Annotated in this window: 18 protein-coding genes; 5 read left to right on the top strand and 13 right to left on the bottom strand. The window is 58.2% G+C overall.

The genetic code is table 11. The annotated features are described in order from the left end of the window. The gene (locus ACR0AH_RS10085; RefSeq protein ID WP_170420887.1) at positions 1–1,014 is read right to left on the bottom strand and encodes a hypothetical protein; all 1,014 of its coding nucleotides are present in this window, start codon (positions 1,012–1,014) and stop codon (positions 1–3) included. A gap of 147 nt (positions 1,015–1,161) precedes the next feature. On the opposite strand from ACR0AH_RS10085, the gene ACR0AH_RS10080 reads away from it, so the two are divergent. Both ACR0AH_RS10080 and ACR0AH_RS10075 read left to right on the top strand, forming a co-directional pair. Then, the gene (locus tag ACR0AH_RS10080) at positions 1,162–2,100 is read left to right on the top strand and encodes a DMT family transporter (protein ID WP_480591792.1); all 939 of its coding nucleotides are present in this window, start codon (positions 1,162–1,164) and stop codon (positions 2,098–2,100) included. Positions 2,101–2,309: 209 nt separating this feature from the next. Beyond that, positions 2,310–3,086, top strand: coding sequence for a Hint domain-containing protein (locus ACR0AH_RS10075; protein WP_480591789.1), 777 nt, complete (start codon positions 2,310–2,312; stop codon positions 3,084–3,086). Between the two features lie 53 nt (positions 3,087–3,139). Here ACR0AH_RS10075 and ACR0AH_RS10070 read toward each other — a convergent pair whose 3' ends face one another. From ACR0AH_RS10070 to ACR0AH_RS10035, 8 genes are all read right to left on the bottom strand, one after another. Then, positions 3,140–5,341, bottom strand: a complete 2,202-nt coding sequence (locus ACR0AH_RS10070; RefSeq protein ID WP_480591786.1) for a 3-hydroxyacyl-CoA dehydrogenase NAD-binding domain-containing protein — start codon at positions 5,339–5,341, stop codon at positions 3,140–3,142. Next, entirely contained in the window at positions 5,334–5,822 is a 489-nt protein-coding gene (locus ACR0AH_RS10065) for a cupin domain-containing protein (RefSeq protein WP_170594818.1), read from the bottom strand. The genes ACR0AH_RS10070 and ACR0AH_RS10065 overlap by 8 nt, the downstream gene beginning before the upstream one ends. Next, positions 5,822–7,033: an acetyl-CoA C-acetyltransferase gene (locus ACR0AH_RS10060; RefSeq protein ID WP_170420896.1), complete on the bottom strand. Its 1,212-nt coding sequence runs from the start codon at positions 7,031–7,033 to the stop codon at positions 5,822–5,824. The genes ACR0AH_RS10065 and ACR0AH_RS10060 overlap by 1 nt, the downstream gene beginning before the upstream one ends. 12 nt (positions 7,034–7,045) lie before the next feature. After that, a complete protein-coding gene (locus ACR0AH_RS10055; RefSeq protein ID WP_170391918.1) occupies positions 7,046–7,684 on the bottom strand; it encodes a glutathione S-transferase in 639 nt (212 codons plus the stop codon). Between the two features lie 31 nt (positions 7,685–7,715). Next, a complete protein-coding gene (locus ACR0AH_RS10050; protein WP_170391916.1) occupies positions 7,716–7,928 on the bottom strand; it encodes a hypothetical protein in 213 nt (70 codons plus the stop codon). Positions 7,929–7,981: 53 nt separating this feature from the next. Then, positions 7,982–9,763, bottom strand: a complete 1,782-nt coding sequence (locus ACR0AH_RS10045) for an acyl-CoA dehydrogenase C-terminal domain-containing protein (RefSeq protein ID WP_480591783.1) — start codon at positions 9,761–9,763, stop codon at positions 7,982–7,984. A gap of 38 nt (positions 9,764–9,801) precedes the next feature. After that, positions 9,802–10,203, bottom strand: a complete 402-nt coding sequence (locus ACR0AH_RS10040) for a MerR family transcriptional regulator (protein ID WP_039536426.1) — start codon at positions 10,201–10,203, stop codon at positions 9,802–9,804. A 172-nt stretch (positions 10,204–10,375) separates the two neighbouring features. Beyond that, complete coding sequence (locus ACR0AH_RS10035) at positions 10,376–10,744, bottom strand: MerR family transcriptional regulator (protein ID WP_170391912.1); 369 nt, start codon at positions 10,742–10,744, stop codon at positions 10,376–10,378. A 117-nt stretch (positions 10,745–10,861) separates the two neighbouring features. On the opposite strand from ACR0AH_RS10035, the gene ACR0AH_RS10030 reads away from it, so the two are divergent. From ACR0AH_RS10030 to ACR0AH_RS10020, 3 genes are read left to right on the top strand one after another with little or no spacing between them, the layout of a single operon-like run. Then, on the top strand, positions 10,862–11,281 hold the full coding sequence (locus ACR0AH_RS10030) for a PaaI family thioesterase (RefSeq protein WP_010438901.1): 420 nt from the start codon (positions 10,862–10,864) through the stop codon (positions 11,279–11,281). Between the two features lies 1 nt (position 11,282). Then, positions 11,283–11,801 (top strand): PaaI family thioesterase, encoded by a 519-nt coding sequence (locus ACR0AH_RS10025; RefSeq protein WP_170635955.1) that lies wholly within the window; start codon positions 11,283–11,285, stop codon positions 11,799–11,801. Positions 11,802–11,803: 2 nt separating this feature from the next. Beyond that, a complete protein-coding gene (locus ACR0AH_RS10020) occupies positions 11,804–13,120 on the top strand; it encodes an MATE family efflux transporter (RefSeq protein WP_170391909.1) in 1,317 nt (438 codons plus the stop codon). Here ACR0AH_RS10020 and arsC read toward each other — a convergent pair. From arsC to ACR0AH_RS10000, 4 genes are read right to left on the bottom strand one after another with little or no spacing between them, the layout of a single operon-like run. After that, a complete protein-coding gene (gene arsC, locus ACR0AH_RS10015) occupies positions 13,117–13,458 on the bottom strand; it encodes an arsenate reductase (glutaredoxin) (protein WP_170420902.1) in 342 nt (113 codons plus the stop codon). The genes ACR0AH_RS10020 and arsC overlap by 4 nt on opposite strands. Further along, a complete protein-coding gene (locus tag ACR0AH_RS10010) occupies positions 13,455–14,513 on the bottom strand; it encodes a quinone-dependent dihydroorotate dehydrogenase (RefSeq protein WP_480591780.1) in 1,059 nt (352 codons plus the stop codon). The genes arsC and ACR0AH_RS10010 overlap by 4 nt, the downstream gene beginning before the upstream one ends. Beyond that, positions 14,510–14,941: a DUF1330 domain-containing protein gene (locus tag ACR0AH_RS10005; protein WP_170420906.1), complete on the bottom strand. Its 432-nt coding sequence runs from the start codon at positions 14,939–14,941 to the stop codon at positions 14,510–14,512. The genes ACR0AH_RS10010 and ACR0AH_RS10005 overlap by 4 nt, the downstream gene beginning before the upstream one ends. Continuing rightward, positions 14,938–15,276, bottom strand: a complete 339-nt coding sequence (locus ACR0AH_RS10000; protein ID WP_480591778.1) for a DUF952 domain-containing protein — start codon at positions 15,274–15,276, stop codon at positions 14,938–14,940. The genes ACR0AH_RS10005 and ACR0AH_RS10000 overlap by 4 nt, the downstream gene beginning before the upstream one ends. Positions 15,277–15,278: the final 2 nt, after the last annotated feature.

Genomic DNA, 15,278 nt, shown 5'->3' with positions numbered 1-15,278 from the left:
CTATTGCCCGCAGATATTCTGTAGCCGGACCCAATCGCGGTCGGGCAGTACCTGTTCCAAAGTACGACCCGCCATCGGATCGGCTTCTATCAATCCAAGAACGGACTCGCCTGTGATATCAAGCGCATAGGCGTATGGGGTCGAGGGCAGGGCGGTCTGTGCAAAAACCGCGAGCAGCACGTCATCGCTTAGCTGCGGCTGTGGACCGGATAGAACCTGCTCGGTGTAGGTGTCCACGATCTCGGGCGTCAATTCGCCGGTGGTCAGCAACCGAAATGCGGCACTCGGGCCTGTACGGTCCAACAGATCGTCCAGCGGTTCCTGCTGAGTTGCCCGCGCGCGCGCGGCTATGATGTATCCGGCGGCAACGGCTGGGTCTTCGTGATCTTCGACCAGTGCCCGGTTTAGCAGTACGGTTCCACCCGGCAGGCTCAGGCTGTCAGGCAGACCTGCTGGTAGGATCACGATTTGGCGGACACCGGTGCGGCGCGCCAGCTGATCCAGCGACGCTTGCGCATCAGGCGAAGAGCAAGCCTTGCCTGACACCCTTTCGATCCGCTGCAGGATTGCATCGCCGATTTCTTGTTGCTTGACCTCTGGCACTACCGAAACAACATGGCGCTGCAGTGCGCTGGGTAGCCAAAACAAAAGCACTGCCAAGACCGCCAGAACAACCCCTGCAACGCTGAGCCAACGCAGCCGTCCGGGATGTGGTCTGGCACGGTCGATGGCGCGCTGCAGCCGGTCAATTGCTTCGATCATTGTGGTTTCAGATTCTGCAAGCTCCAGTGTTTCGCCGGGATCGCCGTCGGGATTGAATATCGCGGGATAGGTTCCGGGGTTTTGTCGCTCTAGCGCCGCCAGCGACCAATGGGTCAGCGCGCTGTCATTGAAGTCAGAAATCGTCAGAGTGGCTTCACCAATCGATACGACTACTTCGCGCCGTTGCTCATCGGGCGAGGGACGCCACAGACCGGTGGCTTCGATCCGCTGGTACTGTTTGAGTGCGGTCATCGGGTAATGCTGCTCGAATATTATTTTGCGCCAAGCTTAGCATGGCGAAAACCAGCGGCGCAAACCTGTTGCGCAGTATTTGTGAAATGTGCTGAGTGTGCCGGGTAAGTTTCGGCCAGAACGGGCTGATTAAGGGCAGAGGCGCGGATGCAGTCACAACAACAAACCCATTCAATCATGGCGTCGTTGCTGATGGTTGCGGCCATGTCCATTATCGGCGTGATCGACAATTTCGTGATCCGCGTGGCCGAGAGCGTGGGGCTTTGGCAGTTTCACCTAAGTCGCGCCTTACTGATGCTGCCGCTGATCGCGGTGTTGTCGATATCGGGTTTGGGCACCTTGAGACCCCGGCGGATTGGTGTCGTCGCGGTGCGCAGCGTGTTGATCACGCTGGCAATGCTTTTCTATTTCAGCGCGCTGGCATTGATGCCCATCGCTCAGGCGCTTGCCGGGTTATTCACATCGCCGATATTCGTGCTGTTGATTTCGGCCCTTTTGTTGAAGCAGCGCATAGGTCCCTGGCGGATCGTGGCTGTTTTATTGGGGTTTTCGGGAATTCTGTGCGTATTGCAGCCGGACCCGACATCATTTGACGTAAAGACGCTACTGCCAGTCGCTGGTGGCTTCTTTTACGCACTCAGCGCTGTTGTAACGCGTACCCACTGTTCCGACGAAAGCACTGTTGCGCTGCTTGCGGCGATGGTTGTCACGCTGGGGCTTGCAGGGGCGATCGGACTGATCTGGCTTGCCGTGTTTCCGGTTGGCGTGCCAGTCGGGCCGGATGGCTTTGCGATGCGCGGTTGGGTTTGGCCGATGCAAGACGCGTTGCCTTGGGTTGTGGTTCAGGCCGTGGGCTCAACAATTGCCGTTTTTATGCTGATCAAAGCCTATCAACTGGGTGAGCCATCATATGTCGCAGTCTTTGAATACTCGGTCATGATATTTGGCCCGCTCTTTGCCTGGGTGGCGATTGGGCAGTCCGTCGGGCAGATGCAAATCATCGGCATTGGCATGATCGCCTCTGCCGGAGTGCTGCTTGGGTGGCGGGAGCGGCGGTTATCCTCGCTACAGCAGGCGGCGCAGTAAGAACGGAATAGAATCGGCTTGTATCCCTCTTAGCATCGTTTCGAAATGCATATCAAAGCTCGCTCGGAATACTGATTTGTTTATTCAAAACCAGTAAATTGCGGCGAAACTGACCTAATTTGGCCTCAAATGTGGCAAAACTAAGTCCAATTGAGGCACAACTCTAAGACCTTCTGAGTTGTGTGAAGGTGCCAACAGGGGGACGGCACGTGTTAGAGTTAGTGAGTGTTTCGGGGTATTCGAAACGTGAAGTTAAAGGCCGACAGGCCTTTGTGGGACAGGCCGCATCAGCGCGTCGTGGGGGATTGCTGCACGGAACCAAAGTGTCCACAACAGGGGGCTGGAAACGGGTCGAAAGACTAGTTGCAGGCGATCTGGTGCGGACACGGGACCATGGGTTCAAAGAACTGAGGCGCGTTTGCGTCGACCGGATCGTGGTGCCGGGAGACGAACGCAGGCCCGAGCATCTGCCGATCCTTGTGCCATCCCGAGCCGCTTATAATGGGCGCCCAGTCTGGCTGATGCCGGAACAGGGTATGGCATTGGATCAAGGCAAGCTTGGTGTTGGAATCGAGGGGGTCTCGATCATTCCAGCTCGAATGCTCAGCGGGGTGGGGCGTCTTGAATCCAGCACGCCTGCGCAGTCATTCGATGTCACGTCATTATTCTTTGACGAGGATGAGCTGGTTTTTATCGAGGGCGGATTTCAGGCTTATTGCCCGTCCGGTCGCATGAATACCGGGTCAAGTCGAAACCCTGAGGCCTATGAAGTCGCGGATGCTGAACACGCCGATCTTCTGATCGAGGCCGTGACGGGCAAAGGGAACCTTTCGGCTTTAACCAACCCGTTGGCTGCGTTACCTGCACCCATTCCGCAAGAGCCAATTTTCCCGATCCGACCGGCATTGGGCGTACGTCGACCCGGGCGACCGGGGCGGCCCAATATGCCTGCGCTGTTCCTGCGGCCTGAATGGCAGCTGCAATAGTAGGTGTTTGAGTATGAAGCAGGCGCATGGGCTCATGCGCCTGCTGTCTTTGTTCAGGCGGCCTGTGCTTCGGGGTTGAAGCGGCCATAGAAGCTCTGACCTTTTTCCGCCATCTCGCGCAGCAGCGGCGGGCAGGTAAAGCGCTCACCATAGGCTTCGGTAAGTTGATCGCAGCGTTCGGCGGCGTAGGGCGTACCAATGATGTCCAACCAGCTGAGCGGGCCACCGGACCACGGGGCAAAGCCCCAGCCAAGGATCGCACCCACGTCGCCCTCGCGGATATCTTCCAGAACACCTTCTTCCAGCGCACGGACGGCTTCCAGAACCTGCGCGAACATCAGACGTTCCTGCACTTCGATCAGGTCGGGCTGGTTTGCGGCATGTGGGTATTTGTCCTGCAGGCCCTTCCAATACTCGACGCGTTTGCCCTTGTCGTCATAGTCGAAGAATCCTGCTTTGGCCTTGCGACCCAGACGACCTTGTTCTTCCATCCAAAAGATCAGATCATCGCCCGGATTTTCCGGGTAAGCGTTGCCCATAGCTGCCTTAGTAGCGCGGGCGATCTTGGCCCCCAGGTCAATCGAGGTTTCGTCGTTTAGCTGAATGGGTCCTACGGGGAAGCCCAACTGACGCGCCGCATTGTCGATCAGAACAGGGCTGACGCCTTCGGTGATCATCCGCAGACCTTCGTTGATGTAAGGAATAATGCAGCGGTTGGCGTAGAAGAAGCGCGCGTCATTGACCACGATCGGTGTCTTGCGGATTTGGCGCACATAGTCCAGCGCCTTGGCGACAGCACGATCACCGGTTTCCTTGCCTTTGATGATTTCGACCAGGAACATCTTCTCGACCGGTGAGAAGAAGTGGATGCCAATGAATTGCTCGGGCCGTACGCTGGCCCTGGCCAGATCTGTGATCGGTAGGGTCGAGGTGTTCGACGCAAAGATGCAATCCTCGGGGATGATCGCCTCAACCTTCTTGGTCATTTCAGCCTTGACGCCGGGGTCTTCGAACACCGCTTCGATGATCAGGTCGCAGCCTTTCAGGTGCTCCAGATCGGGCGTGGCGGTGATACGGGCCAACAGGGCTTCTTTCTTCTCAGCCGTCGCTTTGCCGCGCTTGATCCCTTTATCCATGTAGCTTTCGCTATAGGCTTTGCCCTTGTCGGCAGCCGTCTGATCGCGGTCGATCAGCACAACCTCCATCCCGGCCTGTGCCGAGACTAACGCGATACCGGCACCCATCATACCCGCGCCCAGAACGCCGACTTTCTTGACCCGCTGATCGGGTACATCCTTGGGCCGCACTGCGCCTTTCTCCAGCGCCTCCTTGTTCAGAAACAGCGACCGGATCATCGCCGACGAGGACGGGTTCATGAGCACATTGGTGAACCAGCGCGCCTCAATCTTCAAGGCGGTGTCAAAGTCAACCAGCGCGCCTTCATAGATCGAACTCAGTAGAGCCTTGGCTGCCGGGAAGGCACCTTGGGTCTTGCCGTTCACCATGGCGCTTGCGCCCACGAAGGTCATGAAACCGGCGGGGTGGTAGGGAGCGCCGCCGGGCATCTTGTAGCCCTTGGCATCCCACGGCTTTACCAGATCAGCTTCCTTGGCGTTCAGTACCCATTCCTTGGCCGCCGCAACCGGATCATCCGCCACCGCGTCGATCAGTTGTGCGCCTTTGGCCTTCTTCGGGTCCATCATCTTGCCTTCAAGCAAGACGGGTGCCGCCGCCATTGCGCCGACCATACGGCTGTAGCGCATGGTGCCGCCTCCACCGGGGAAGATACCCAGCAGAATCTCAGGCAGGCCGATCTTGGATTTCGGATTGCTGGTCATCACACGGTGATGACAGGCCAATGCGATCTCGGTCCCGATCCCTGCGCAGGTGCCGTTGATGGCACAGGCGACCGGCTTGCCGCCTTTTTTGGACTTGGGGTCCATGCCTGCCAGTTCCAGCCGACGCAGGATGTTATGGCCACTCATGACGAAATCGAACAGTGCCTGCGCGGGTTCGTCGCCGGCCTCCTGTCGGATCGTGGCGAGCGTGCTCAAGTCCATGCCGCCTGCAAACGACCCTTCTTTGCCACTGGTGATAACGATGCCCTTGATCTCATCATCCGCCAGCGCCTGATCGATCAGATCACCGACCAGAGTGAAGGCCTCGCGCGACAGGACGTTCATGGATTTGCCGGGAACGTCCCAGGTGATGAAGGCGACGCCATCGGCGTCTTTGCTGAGGGTGAAATCAGTCATTGTCATCTCCAATCTGGTCAGCCGTCAGCGGGCTGCCATCCTTGCGAGTGAAAGAGAATCCGTTCTCATCATCTTTCACCATCATGTCTATATCGCTGTAATAGCCGGTCTCTGTCGGGGTCCGGGTGCCCACCACCAGAAAGGTTGCGGGCGCGTCGGTTTTGTTCACAAGGTGATGGCCATTGGTCTCACCTGCAGGCCAAGCGGCGCAGTCACCGGGCAGCATCTCATGCTCGCCATCATCATCGATCAGCATGCATTTGCCGCTGAGCATGATGGCAAACTCGTCCTGCTCCATGTGGTAATGGCGCAGCGAGGATAGCCCCGAGGGCTCCAAACGTACGATGTTGACCCCGTATTGGGTCAGCCCGCCTGCATCTCCGACGCGCTGGACAAAACGACCCGCGGTGGCCTCGGCTAACTTGCCGGGATAAGATGAACCGCCTTTGAACGGTATCTGAGAAAGATCCAGTTTGGGCATCAGACGCGCTCGATAATTGTTGCCGCACCCATACCGGATGCGATGCAGAGCGTGGCCAGACCGGTTTCCTTGTCCTGACGCTCCAGCTCGTCCAGCAGCGTACCGATAATCATCGCGCCGGTTGCACCCAGCGGGTGACCCATCGCGATCGAGCCGCCGTTGACGTTAACCAGCGCCGGATCAACATCAAACGCCTGCTGGAACCGAAGCACGACCGAGGCGAAGGCTTCGTTGACTTCGAAAAGGTCCAGATCACCGATTTTCATTCCGTTGTCGGCCAGAATTTTCTCAGTCACCGGAACCGGACCGGTCAGCATTATGGTCGGATCAGTGCCGATCTTGGCAGTTGCCTTGATGCGCGCGCGCGGCTTAAGGCCGTATTTCTCGCCGAACTCCTTATTGCCGATCAGCACAGCGGCCGCACCGTCCACGATGCCCGAGCTGTTGCCCGCGTGGTGTATGTGGTTGATCCGCTCAAGATGCGGGTATTTGATCATCGCCACCTTGTCGAAGCCCGGCATCTGCTCACCCATCATTGCGAAAGACGGGTTCAGCGCGCCAAGCGACTGCATGTCTGTGCCGGGACGCATGTACTCGTCGCGGTCCAGAATGGTCAGACCGTTCTGATCTTTGATGGTGATCACCGACTTTTCAAACCGATTGTCTTCCCAAGCCGCTGCTGCGCGTTTTTGGGATTCAACGGCCAGAGCATCGGCATCATCGCGGCTGAACCCATATTCGGTTGCGATGATGTCGGCCGAGATACCTTGCGGCACAAAATAGGTTTCCATCGCCAAAGACGGGTCAACGGCAATCGCCGCACCGTCGCTACCCATGGCCACGCGGCCCATCATCTCGACACCGCCTGCGATATAGGCTTCACCCGCGCCGCCTTTGACCTGGTTTGCAGCCAAGTTCACGGCTTCCATGCCCGAGGCGCAGAAACGGTTGATCGCCAGACCGGGGATCGATTCATCTAGATCCGAAGCCAGAACTGCCGAGCGCGCCAGACAGCCGCCTTGCTCCATCACCTGCGTGACGTTGCCCCAGATCACGTCCTCAACGGCGTGGCCTTCCAGATTGTTCCGTTCTTTCATCGCGTTCAGGGTCAGGGCAGACAGGCGCACCGAGGTTACCTCGTGCAGGCTGCCATCCTTGCGGCCCTTGCCGCGCGGGGTGCGCAGGGCGTCATAGATATAGGCTTCGGTCATGGGGTCTTCTCCTTAAGCTCGATCCGACGGGTTGCCGGGCATCAGGTCGTAGGGGTGTTTCCAACCGGGCTGTTCGCTAAGGCGCGTCAGCCAAGCATCGATGTTGGGCCAATCGGCGCGATCAAAGCCAAATGGTTCGGGGTAATAGAGGTAGCCGCAGCAGCTGATATCAGCATTGGTCACGCCACCACCAACGATCCAGTCGCGGCCTTCAAGATGGGCGTTCAGTGTCTGATAGGCAGCCTTGAGGCGACCCTGATTGAACGCGATAACATCCGGATTGCGGTGCTTTTCGGGCAGGAAGTTGATCAGAAAACGAGTCAGTCCGGCCATCGAGCTAAGCTTGTGGTTGTCCCAAAGAACCCATCTGAAAATCTCGTAATTTTCGTCACGATCCTTGCCGCCGAATTTTCCGGATTTCTCGGTGACATAGGCCTGAATTGCTCCGGACTGGCTGGTGCGAAAATCGCCATCTACCAGTACGGGTGCTTCGCCCATTTCGTTCACTTCGGCCCGGAATTCAGGGGTGCGCGTTGCGCCGTTGAAAAAGTCGACAAAGACCGCTTCCCACTCCAGACCCGACATCTCAAGCGCCAGAGCGGCTTTGTAGCTGTTTCCGCTTTCACCGAAGCAATGCAGTTTGATGGTCATTTGGGCGCCCCTCCCAAGGCGTATTGCGCGTTCAGCGCTTTCTTGCGTCCAGCTCGGAGTTGAAGATGCGCAATCTGTGCGTCAGGTTCTCGTGATCAATCACGCTATTGAAATTCTCGAACAAGAACGACAAAGCCTCACCTTCATCCAATCCCGCCTCTCGCGCGAATCCGCGGAGTTTGCGATAGCCATCCTCGGTCATGGCGACGGGAAAGCGGCGGGTCAGGCGAAAGCGTTTTGGCATCTTGTCTCCTCCAAGGGTGGGTTCGGGCTACGACGCCCGAGCCCACACTGAGATCAGAAGTTCGCTGCGTCCAGCGCCATTACCGTGTCCGCTCCGGTTTGGATGCGCGCCAAATGCATGGCTGTCGCGGGCAGGCGACGGGCCATGTAGAAGCGACCGGTATTGATCTTGGTCTCGTAGAACTCTTTGTCCGAGGCGCCACCATCCAGCGCTTCGCGAGCGGCTTTCGCCATCTGAGCCCACATCAGGCCCAGGCAAACATGACCAAACATGTGCATGAAGTCATACGAACCGGAAAGCGCGTTGTTAGGGTTCTTCATGCCTTCCTGCATGAAATACATGCCAGCGGCTTGCAGGTCCTTGGACGCGGCCTTCAGCGGTTCGATGAACGCTTTGTCATAAGCTTCATCCTTGCCGGCATTTTCCTTGCAGAAGGTTTTAACCATCTCAAAGAACGCCATGACATGCTTGCCGCCATCCTGCGCCAGCTTCCGGCCAACAAGATCCAACGCCTGAACGCCGTTTGCCCCTTCGTAGATCATCGCGATGCGGGCGTCGCGGGTGTATTGCGACATGCCCCATTCTTCGATGTAGCCATGGCCGCCATAGACCTGCTGCGCCTGAACGGTCATGTCGTAACCTTCATCCGTCAGGAAGCCCTTGATGACCGGTGTCAGCAGCGAGATCAGCCCGTCGGCATCCTTGTCACCCGAGCGGTGCGCCTTGTCGATCATGGTCGCGCCCCACAGGATGAACGCACGTGCGCCCTCGGTGAAGCTTTTCTGATCCATCAGGTTGCGACGGATGTCAGGGTGCACGATCAGCGGATCGGCCGGGCCATCCGGGTTCTTCACACCTGTTACGTCGCGGCCCTGCAGGCGGTCTTTGGCGTATTCGACGGCGTTTTGATACGCTGCCTCGGCCTGGGACAGGCCTTGCATGCCCACACCCAGACGCGCTTCGTTCATCATCGTAAACATGGCGCGCATGCCTTTGTGCTCGTCGCCCAGCAGCCAGCCGGTGGCCTCGTCATAGTTCATGACGCAGGTTGAATTGCCGTGGATGCCCATCTTTTCTTCGATCTTGCCGACCGAAACACCATTACGCTCGCCCGGAGTACCGTCTTCGTTCACGATAAACTTCGGGACAATAAACAGCGACACACCTTTGATGCCCTCGGGTCCGCCTGGAATTTTGGCCAGCACCAGGTGAATGATGTTATCGGCCATGTCGTGATCGCCCGCAGAGATAAAGATTTTCTGACCGGAAATCTTGTAGCTGCCATCGTCCTGCGGTTCGGCTTTGGTACGCATAAGCCCCAGATCGGTGCCGCAATGCGGTTCGGTCAGGTTCATGGTGCCGGTCCATTCGCAGCTGACCATATTGGGCAGGTACTTGTTCTTCTGCTCGTCGGTTCCGTGCGCCAGAATGGCTGAGGCCGCGCCGTGGGTCAGGCCCTGATACATCACAAACGCCTGGTTCGCGCCCGAGAACATTTCGCCTACCGCAGTACCCATCACATAAGGCATGTTCTGGCCGCCATACTCTTCCGGCATGTCGAGGCCAGTCCAGCCGCCTTCTTTCATCTGCTCGAAGGCATCTTTGAAACCTATTGGGGTGTACACAATCCCGTTTTCCAACCGGCACCCTTCGATGTCACCAACCACGTTCAGTGGGTGCAACACATTGGTGGCAACTTTGCCCGCTTCTTCCAGAACCGCGCCGGTAAACTCGGCCTCCAGTTCATCATAGCCGGGGATATCCGACTGCGAGACTTTCAGAACATCGTGCAGGATGAACTGCGTATCTTTGGTTGGCGCGTTATAGACGGGCATGTGAAGCTCCCTTAATTCATATGTCCGAAAGGCCGGGCTTATTCGGCGGCCTTCTTTTCCTGTTTCATCGAGGCGATAACCTTTTCGCCCCAGCGCAACTGCTCTTTTAGTTCGTCAATGGCCTGCGTCAGCTCTTCGCGGCGCGATTCCATGTCAGCAAGGCGCTCGCACGCGATTTCATAAGTGCGGGACATCTGGGTCAGCTGCTGGTCACCCACGTGGTACAGGTCCAGAAGCTGGCGGATCTCTTCGAGGCTGAAGCCAAAGCGCTTGCCGCGCAGGATCAGTTTCAGGCGTGCACGATCCCGTTTGGTGAACAAGCGCTTTTGGCCCTCGCGGATCGGAAACAAAAGCTCTTTGGCCTCGTAGAACCGCAATGTGCGGGGCGTGACATCATAGGTCTCGCACATTTCGCGGATGGTCAGCAGATCTTCGGTCATGGTTCAAACTCTCATCACTGGCGTCATGCAATCTGAGTTGCGCAGTCGATGAGCGTTTTACAACACACAAGTGACGTTTACGTAATGCGGACGCTGCGTCACAAAATAGTTGACGTAACATCCAGTCGCGTAAGCAGGGGTTTCGGCAATTTTCTTGCCGTAGGGGAAGGGGCTATTTCAGCAGGCCGACGGTCTGATCGCGCAATTGCTGAAGCGCATCCATTGCTTCATCCAACTGCGCGCGCTGCTGGCGCAGCTCTTCCATTTGACGATCGGCCATCTCGATAAAGGTCGCCATCTGCGCCTGATTGCCCTGATCTTCGTAGATCAGCAGCCACTGGCGAATCTCTTCCAAAGGAAATCCAAACTTTCGACCACGCATGATCAGTTTCATCCGGGCGCATTCACGAGGCCCGTAAAACCGCGATCTGCCTTCACGATCAGGCTGCAGCAATTCGATGTATTCGTAATAGCGCAGGGTGCGTGGGGTCACGTCGAACTCGGCGCACATTTCTTTGAATGACAAACGGGTGTCGGACATTCCGGGTCTCCTTGGCAGCAACCTAGGGCGTCGTTGCGGCAAGCGCAACAGGTGGGCTTGCCCTTGGTGTAAACGCAGGCCCATAAAGGGGCAGGTACAAGGACAGGACCCAACCCCATGGTCGATAAGACAGTTTTAGCGCGCCAGTTCATCGAGGCGATTCCGCACGCCAAGGCCTTGGGGCTTGATCTGACCCACATCGGAGAGGGTGAGGCTGAAATCTCGATGCCCTATAACGAGCAACTGATCGGCGACCCTCGGACTGGCGTGATCCATGGCGGGGCTGTGTCGGCCATGCTGGATACCTGTTGCGGTGCCGCAGTGATGAGCCACCCCTCGGCCCCGGGAGGAACCGCCACCATCGATCTGCGTATTGATTACATGCGGGCCGCAACGCCGGGTCAAAGTATCCGGACCCGCGCGACCTGCTATCACATCACGCGCAACGTGGCTTTTGTGCGGGCGACGGCGACGGATGATGACAGCGACCGTCCCGTTGCCACCGCTTCAGGTGCCTTCACCGTGGAGGGTCGCTGAGATGGCAAGACCTCGCCCAGAACCTATGCAGGTGGTCAAGCAACGCCGTGATGCCGCATTGACCGCGCTGGTCGAAGGTGTGCCGTATATTCGGTTCCTAAATATAACATTCGACCGGCGGGGGGACGAACTGACGGGCGTTCTGAATTTCGATGAGAAGTTGATCGGTAATCCTTTTCTGCCCGCTATCCACGGTGGGGTGACAGCGGCGTTTCTGGAAGTCACTGCCGTAATCACGCTGAGTTGGGAACATATGTTTCCCAGGATTGAAAGCGGTGAGATCGGTGCGGAAGACATCTTGACCGACGTGAATATCCGCTTTCCCAAAACCATCGACTTCACTGTCGACTACCTGCGGTCGGGCCTGCCGCGAGACGCCTATGCGCGCGCTTTCATCAACCGCTCGGGTCGACGTTATGCCTCTGTCCGTGTCGAAGCCTGGCAAGACAATCACGCCAAACTCTTTGCGCAAGGTACGGGGCACTTCTTGATGCCGCAATCTCCGACACCGAAAGACTAAAGATGGAGGACGCCTCAGCGCCCATTACCCATAGGCGCGTCCTGAAAATCGCGTTGCCGATCGTGCTGTCGAACGCGACCGTACCGATCCTCGGGGCAGTGGATACCGGCGTTGTCGGTCAGATGGGGCAGGCCGCCCCCATCGGGGCTGTGGGTATGGGTGCGGTGATCCTGTCGGCGATCTACTGGATATTCGGCTTTCTGCGGATGGGCACCACCGGGCTGGCGGCACAGGCGCGCGGTGCAGGTGACACTGCAGAAACCGGAGCGTTGCTCATGCGAGGCTTGCTGCTGGGCGGAACAGCAGGATTGGTTTTCATTGCCGCGCAGGTTTGGGTATTCCTTGGAGCTTTTGCACTGTCGCCCGCCAGCGCCGAAGTCGAGTCTCTGACGCGCGCCTATCTGGAGATTCGCATCTGGGGCGCTCCGGCCACGATTGCCCTTTATGCGGTGACAGGCTGGCTGATCGCAGTCGAACGCACGCGAGGTGTATTCATCCTGCAGATATGGATGAATGGGCTGAACATAGCGCTGGATCTATGGTTTGTGCTTGGCCTGGGCTGGGGTGTCGAGGGCGTTGCCATCGCGACATTGATTGCCGAGTGGACGGGTCTTGCCCTGGGTTTGTGGCTTTGTGGTGATGCGTTTGGCGGCAAGCAGTGGCGGGATTGGCCGCGTATTTTTGATGCCGCACGGCTGCGCCGGATGATGCAGGTGAATGGCGATATCATGGTGCGCTCGGTTCTATTGACCGGGGCTTTCACCACGTTTTTGTTTGTCGGTTCCGATCTGGGCGACGTGAATTTGGCGGCCAATCAGGTGTTATTGCAGTTTCTCGAAATCACCGCGTTCGCTTTGGACGGATTTGCTTTCTCGGCTGAAGCTCTTGTCGGAGGAGCCGTCGGTGCTCGCGACCGCCGGAAGGTCCGGCGCGCGTCGGTTATGGCGTCTCAATGGGGCGTTGGCGGGGCCATCGGGCTTGGGCTGGTGTTTTACCTGGCAGGGCCCGCGCTGATCGATCTGATGTCGACATCGCCTGAAGTTCGTATGACGGCACGCGAGTATCTGCTCTGGGCTGCTCTGGCACCGATCATCGGAGTGGCAAGCTGGATGTTCGACGGTATCTATATCGGCGCCACCTGGACCCGCGATATGCGCAACGCGATGATCCAGTCAGTCGCGCTGTACGTGGTTGCGTTGTTCGTGCTGGTGCCAACGATGGGCAATCATGGGCTTTGGGCCGCGCTGATGGTGTTGAACATCGCACGGGGCCTTACGCTTGGTTGGCGCTATCCGCGACTTGAGGCACAGATCGCCTAAAGCAAGTCCAGCAGGTTCTCGGGCGGGCGTCCGATAGCGGCTTTGTCGCCCGCGATGGCCAGCGGACGTTCGATCAGGATCGGGTGTTCGGCCATGGCCTGAACAAGCTCCTCATCGGGCGAGGTCTTGGCCAGACCAAGCTCTTTGAACGTTTTCTCTCCGGTGCGCATCATGCTGATCGCCGGGATATTCAGCTTGGCCAGAACCGTCCGGATTTCATCGGCCGAGGGCGCGTCTTCGAGGTATTTGCGCACCTCAGGATCTGCGCCGTTTTCCTGCAGCAACGCCAACCCCGCGCGGGATTTGGAACAGCGCGGATTGTGCCAGTATTCGATCATAGCCAGTCCTCTCGTTTGCTGCCCACCGCCTGTGCGACCGAATCGAAGCCGTCGCGCTCCAGCAGCGTGTCCAACCCCTGTGCGATGTCAGCGGCCAGGGAAATCCCGCCATAGACCATCGCCGTGTAGAACTGCACTGCGGACGCTCCGGCGCAGATCTTGGCATAGGCCTGTTCTGCCGTGCTGATGCCGCCGACCCCGATCAGCGGGATATCTGCGCCCGTCAACTGGCTGAGCTGCGCCAGCACCCGCGTCGATTTCTCGAACAACGGCGCGCCGGACAGGCCTCCGGCCTGATCCTTGTGTGCACTGCGCAGGCCATCGCGAGACAGTGTGGTGTTGGTGGCGATCACCGCGTCCACACCGGTTTCACGGGCGACATCGGCGATGTCCTGCAATTCGGCCTCGGTCAGGTCCGGGGCAATTTTCAGGAAGATCGGGATTGGGCGGGGCAGGGCGTTTCGGGTTTCGATCACACCGCTCAGCAACGAAGTTAGCGCCGCTTTGCCCTGCAGATCCCGCAGCTTTTCGGTATTGGGCGAGGATACGTTGACGGTGGCAAAGTCCAAATGCGCAGCGCAATGGGCAAGCACTTTTGCGAAGTCTCCGGGGCGATCATCACTGTCTTTGTTGGCCCCAAGGTTCAACCCGATCACCGCGTCCTTTGGACGCCGCGCCAGACGCGCGGCCATGACCCCCATTCCCTCGTTGTTGAAGCCAAAGCGGTTGATGGCGGCGCGATCTTCGGTCAGGCGGAACAAGCGCGGTTTAGGATTGCCGGGCTGCGGACGGGGTGTCACCGCCCCGACTTCGATAAACCCGAACCCGGCGCGTGAAAGCGGCAACAGTGCTTCACCATTTTTGTCAAACCCTGCGGCCAGTCCGACGGGGTTGGGCAAATCCAGACCCGCGACTTGGGTCTTCAGTCGGTCCGATGTGACCGGCCCAGGCGTCGGTGCAAGCCCCGAGGTCAGGGCCTTGATCGAAAGCCCATGCGCGGTTTCCGGGTCAAGACGGTGCAGCGCAGCGAGCCCAAGTTTTTCGGTCAGTTTCATCCGAAGGAGTCTCCACCCTCTGTCGGTGCGCAACGTATCAGGCGCGAGGTTTCAACGGCGGCCTGCCGGTGTATCACCGCGGCGCGATAGGCAGGGTCGGTCACCATCTCAAGAAATGCGTGGGCGGTGGGGTAGCGGGCGATGAACACAGCATCCCAAGCCTCATTTTGTGGACCGATCAGCATAGTCTGAAATGCGCCGCGCCAAAGGATCGACGCTCCTATGCGGGCGACGATAGGCGCGGTTTCAGACCCGTATTTGCCATAGGCCTGTGCGCCGGTCAGATGTGCGCCGGCCAGTGCGTGATCGGACGGATACTGAGCTGTTTCGCGAAACTTCACCAGATTGAGCATCTCGATAGGATGGTCTCGATCGAGGGCCTTGAACGCCTCGAACTGTTCGCGTTCGGGATCGATGAAGCGGGTCATTCCATCTCCTGCGGGAACTGGTGCGCCTGACCGTCAAAGGGCAGATCGCGTGACCAGACCACATCCGACATTTGAATCTGGCGGTAGAGATGGGGGAACAATGCGCCACCACGCGAAACCTCCCATTTCAGATCATCGCCCATTGCTTGGCTATCACAGGCCAAGAGGGTTAGGCCCTCGACCCCGGCAAAATGCTTGGCAGCGGTTTCAGCGGCCTGTTCTGCGGTTGAGAAATGAACATATCCATCCGAAACATCAATCGGTGCACCATCCGAAGCCCCTTGTGCTTGCAGGTGTGCCCATTCATCGGCGCGGAAGATCTTGTAAATCAGCATGA

It is taken from the genome of Ruegeria sp. AM5 (assembly GCF_056540645.1).
This window is presented reverse-complemented; position numbering and strand designations above follow the sequence as displayed.

What these genes read in the sequence shown, in the direction of transcription:
- ACR0AH_RS10030 (WP_010438901.1), top strand. Translation starts at nt 10,862, where the DNA reads ATGGTCGATAAGACAGTTTTAGCGCGCCAGTTCATCGAGGCGATTCCG.
- ACR0AH_RS10080 (WP_480591792.1), top strand. Translation starts at nt 1,162, where the DNA reads ATGCAGTCACAACAACAAACCCATTCAATCATGGCGTCGTTGCTGATG.
- arsC (WP_170420902.1), bottom strand. Translation starts at nt 13,458, where the DNA reads ATGATCGAATACTGGCACAATCCGCGCTGTTCCAAATCCCGCGCGGGG.
- ACR0AH_RS10005 (WP_170420906.1), bottom strand. Translation starts at nt 14,941, where the DNA reads ATGACCCGCTTCATCGATCCCGAACGCGAACAGTTCGAGGCGTTCAAG.
- ACR0AH_RS10050 (WP_170391916.1), bottom strand. Translation starts at nt 7,928, where the DNA reads ATGCCAAAACGCTTTCGCCTGACCCGCCGCTTTCCCGTCGCCATGACC.
- ACR0AH_RS10000 (WP_480591778.1), bottom strand. Translation starts at nt 15,276, where the DNA reads ATGCTGATTTACAAGATCTTCCGCGCCGATGAATGGGCACACCTGCAA.
- ACR0AH_RS10035 (WP_170391912.1), bottom strand. Translation starts at nt 10,744, where the DNA reads ATGTCCGACACCCGTTTGTCATTCAAAGAAATGTGCGCCGAGTTCGAC.
- ACR0AH_RS10085 (WP_170420887.1), bottom strand. Translation starts at nt 1,014, where the DNA reads ATGACCGCACTCAAACAGTACCAGCGGATCGAAGCCACCGGTCTGTGG.
- ACR0AH_RS10065 (WP_170594818.1), bottom strand. Translation starts at nt 5,822, where the DNA reads ATGCCCAAACTGGATCTTTCTCAGATACCGTTCAAAGGCGGTTCATCT.
- ACR0AH_RS10070 (WP_480591786.1), bottom strand. Translation starts at nt 5,341, where the DNA reads ATGACTGATTTCACCCTCAGCAAAGACGCCGATGGCGTCGCCTTCATC.
- ACR0AH_RS10010 (WP_480591780.1), bottom strand. Translation starts at nt 14,513, where the DNA reads ATGAAACTGACCGAAAAACTTGGGCTCGCTGCGCTGCACCGTCTTGAC.
- ACR0AH_RS10055 (WP_170391918.1), bottom strand. Translation starts at nt 7,684, where the DNA reads ATGACCATCAAACTGCATTGCTTCGGTGAAAGCGGAAACAGCTACAAA.
- ACR0AH_RS10045 (WP_480591783.1), bottom strand. Translation starts at nt 9,763, where the DNA reads ATGCCCGTCTATAACGCGCCAACCAAAGATACGCAGTTCATCCTGCAC.
- ACR0AH_RS10020 (WP_170391909.1), top strand. Translation starts at nt 11,804, where the DNA reads ATGGAGGACGCCTCAGCGCCCATTACCCATAGGCGCGTCCTGAAAATC.
- ACR0AH_RS10060 (WP_170420896.1), bottom strand. Translation starts at nt 7,033, where the DNA reads ATGACCGAAGCCTATATCTATGACGCCCTGCGCACCCCGCGCGGCAAG.
- ACR0AH_RS10040 (WP_039536426.1), bottom strand. Translation starts at nt 10,203, where the DNA reads ATGACCGAAGATCTGCTGACCATCCGCGAAATGTGCGAGACCTATGAT.
- ACR0AH_RS10025 (WP_170635955.1), top strand. Translation starts at nt 11,283, where the DNA reads ATGGCAAGACCTCGCCCAGAACCTATGCAGGTGGTCAAGCAACGCCGT.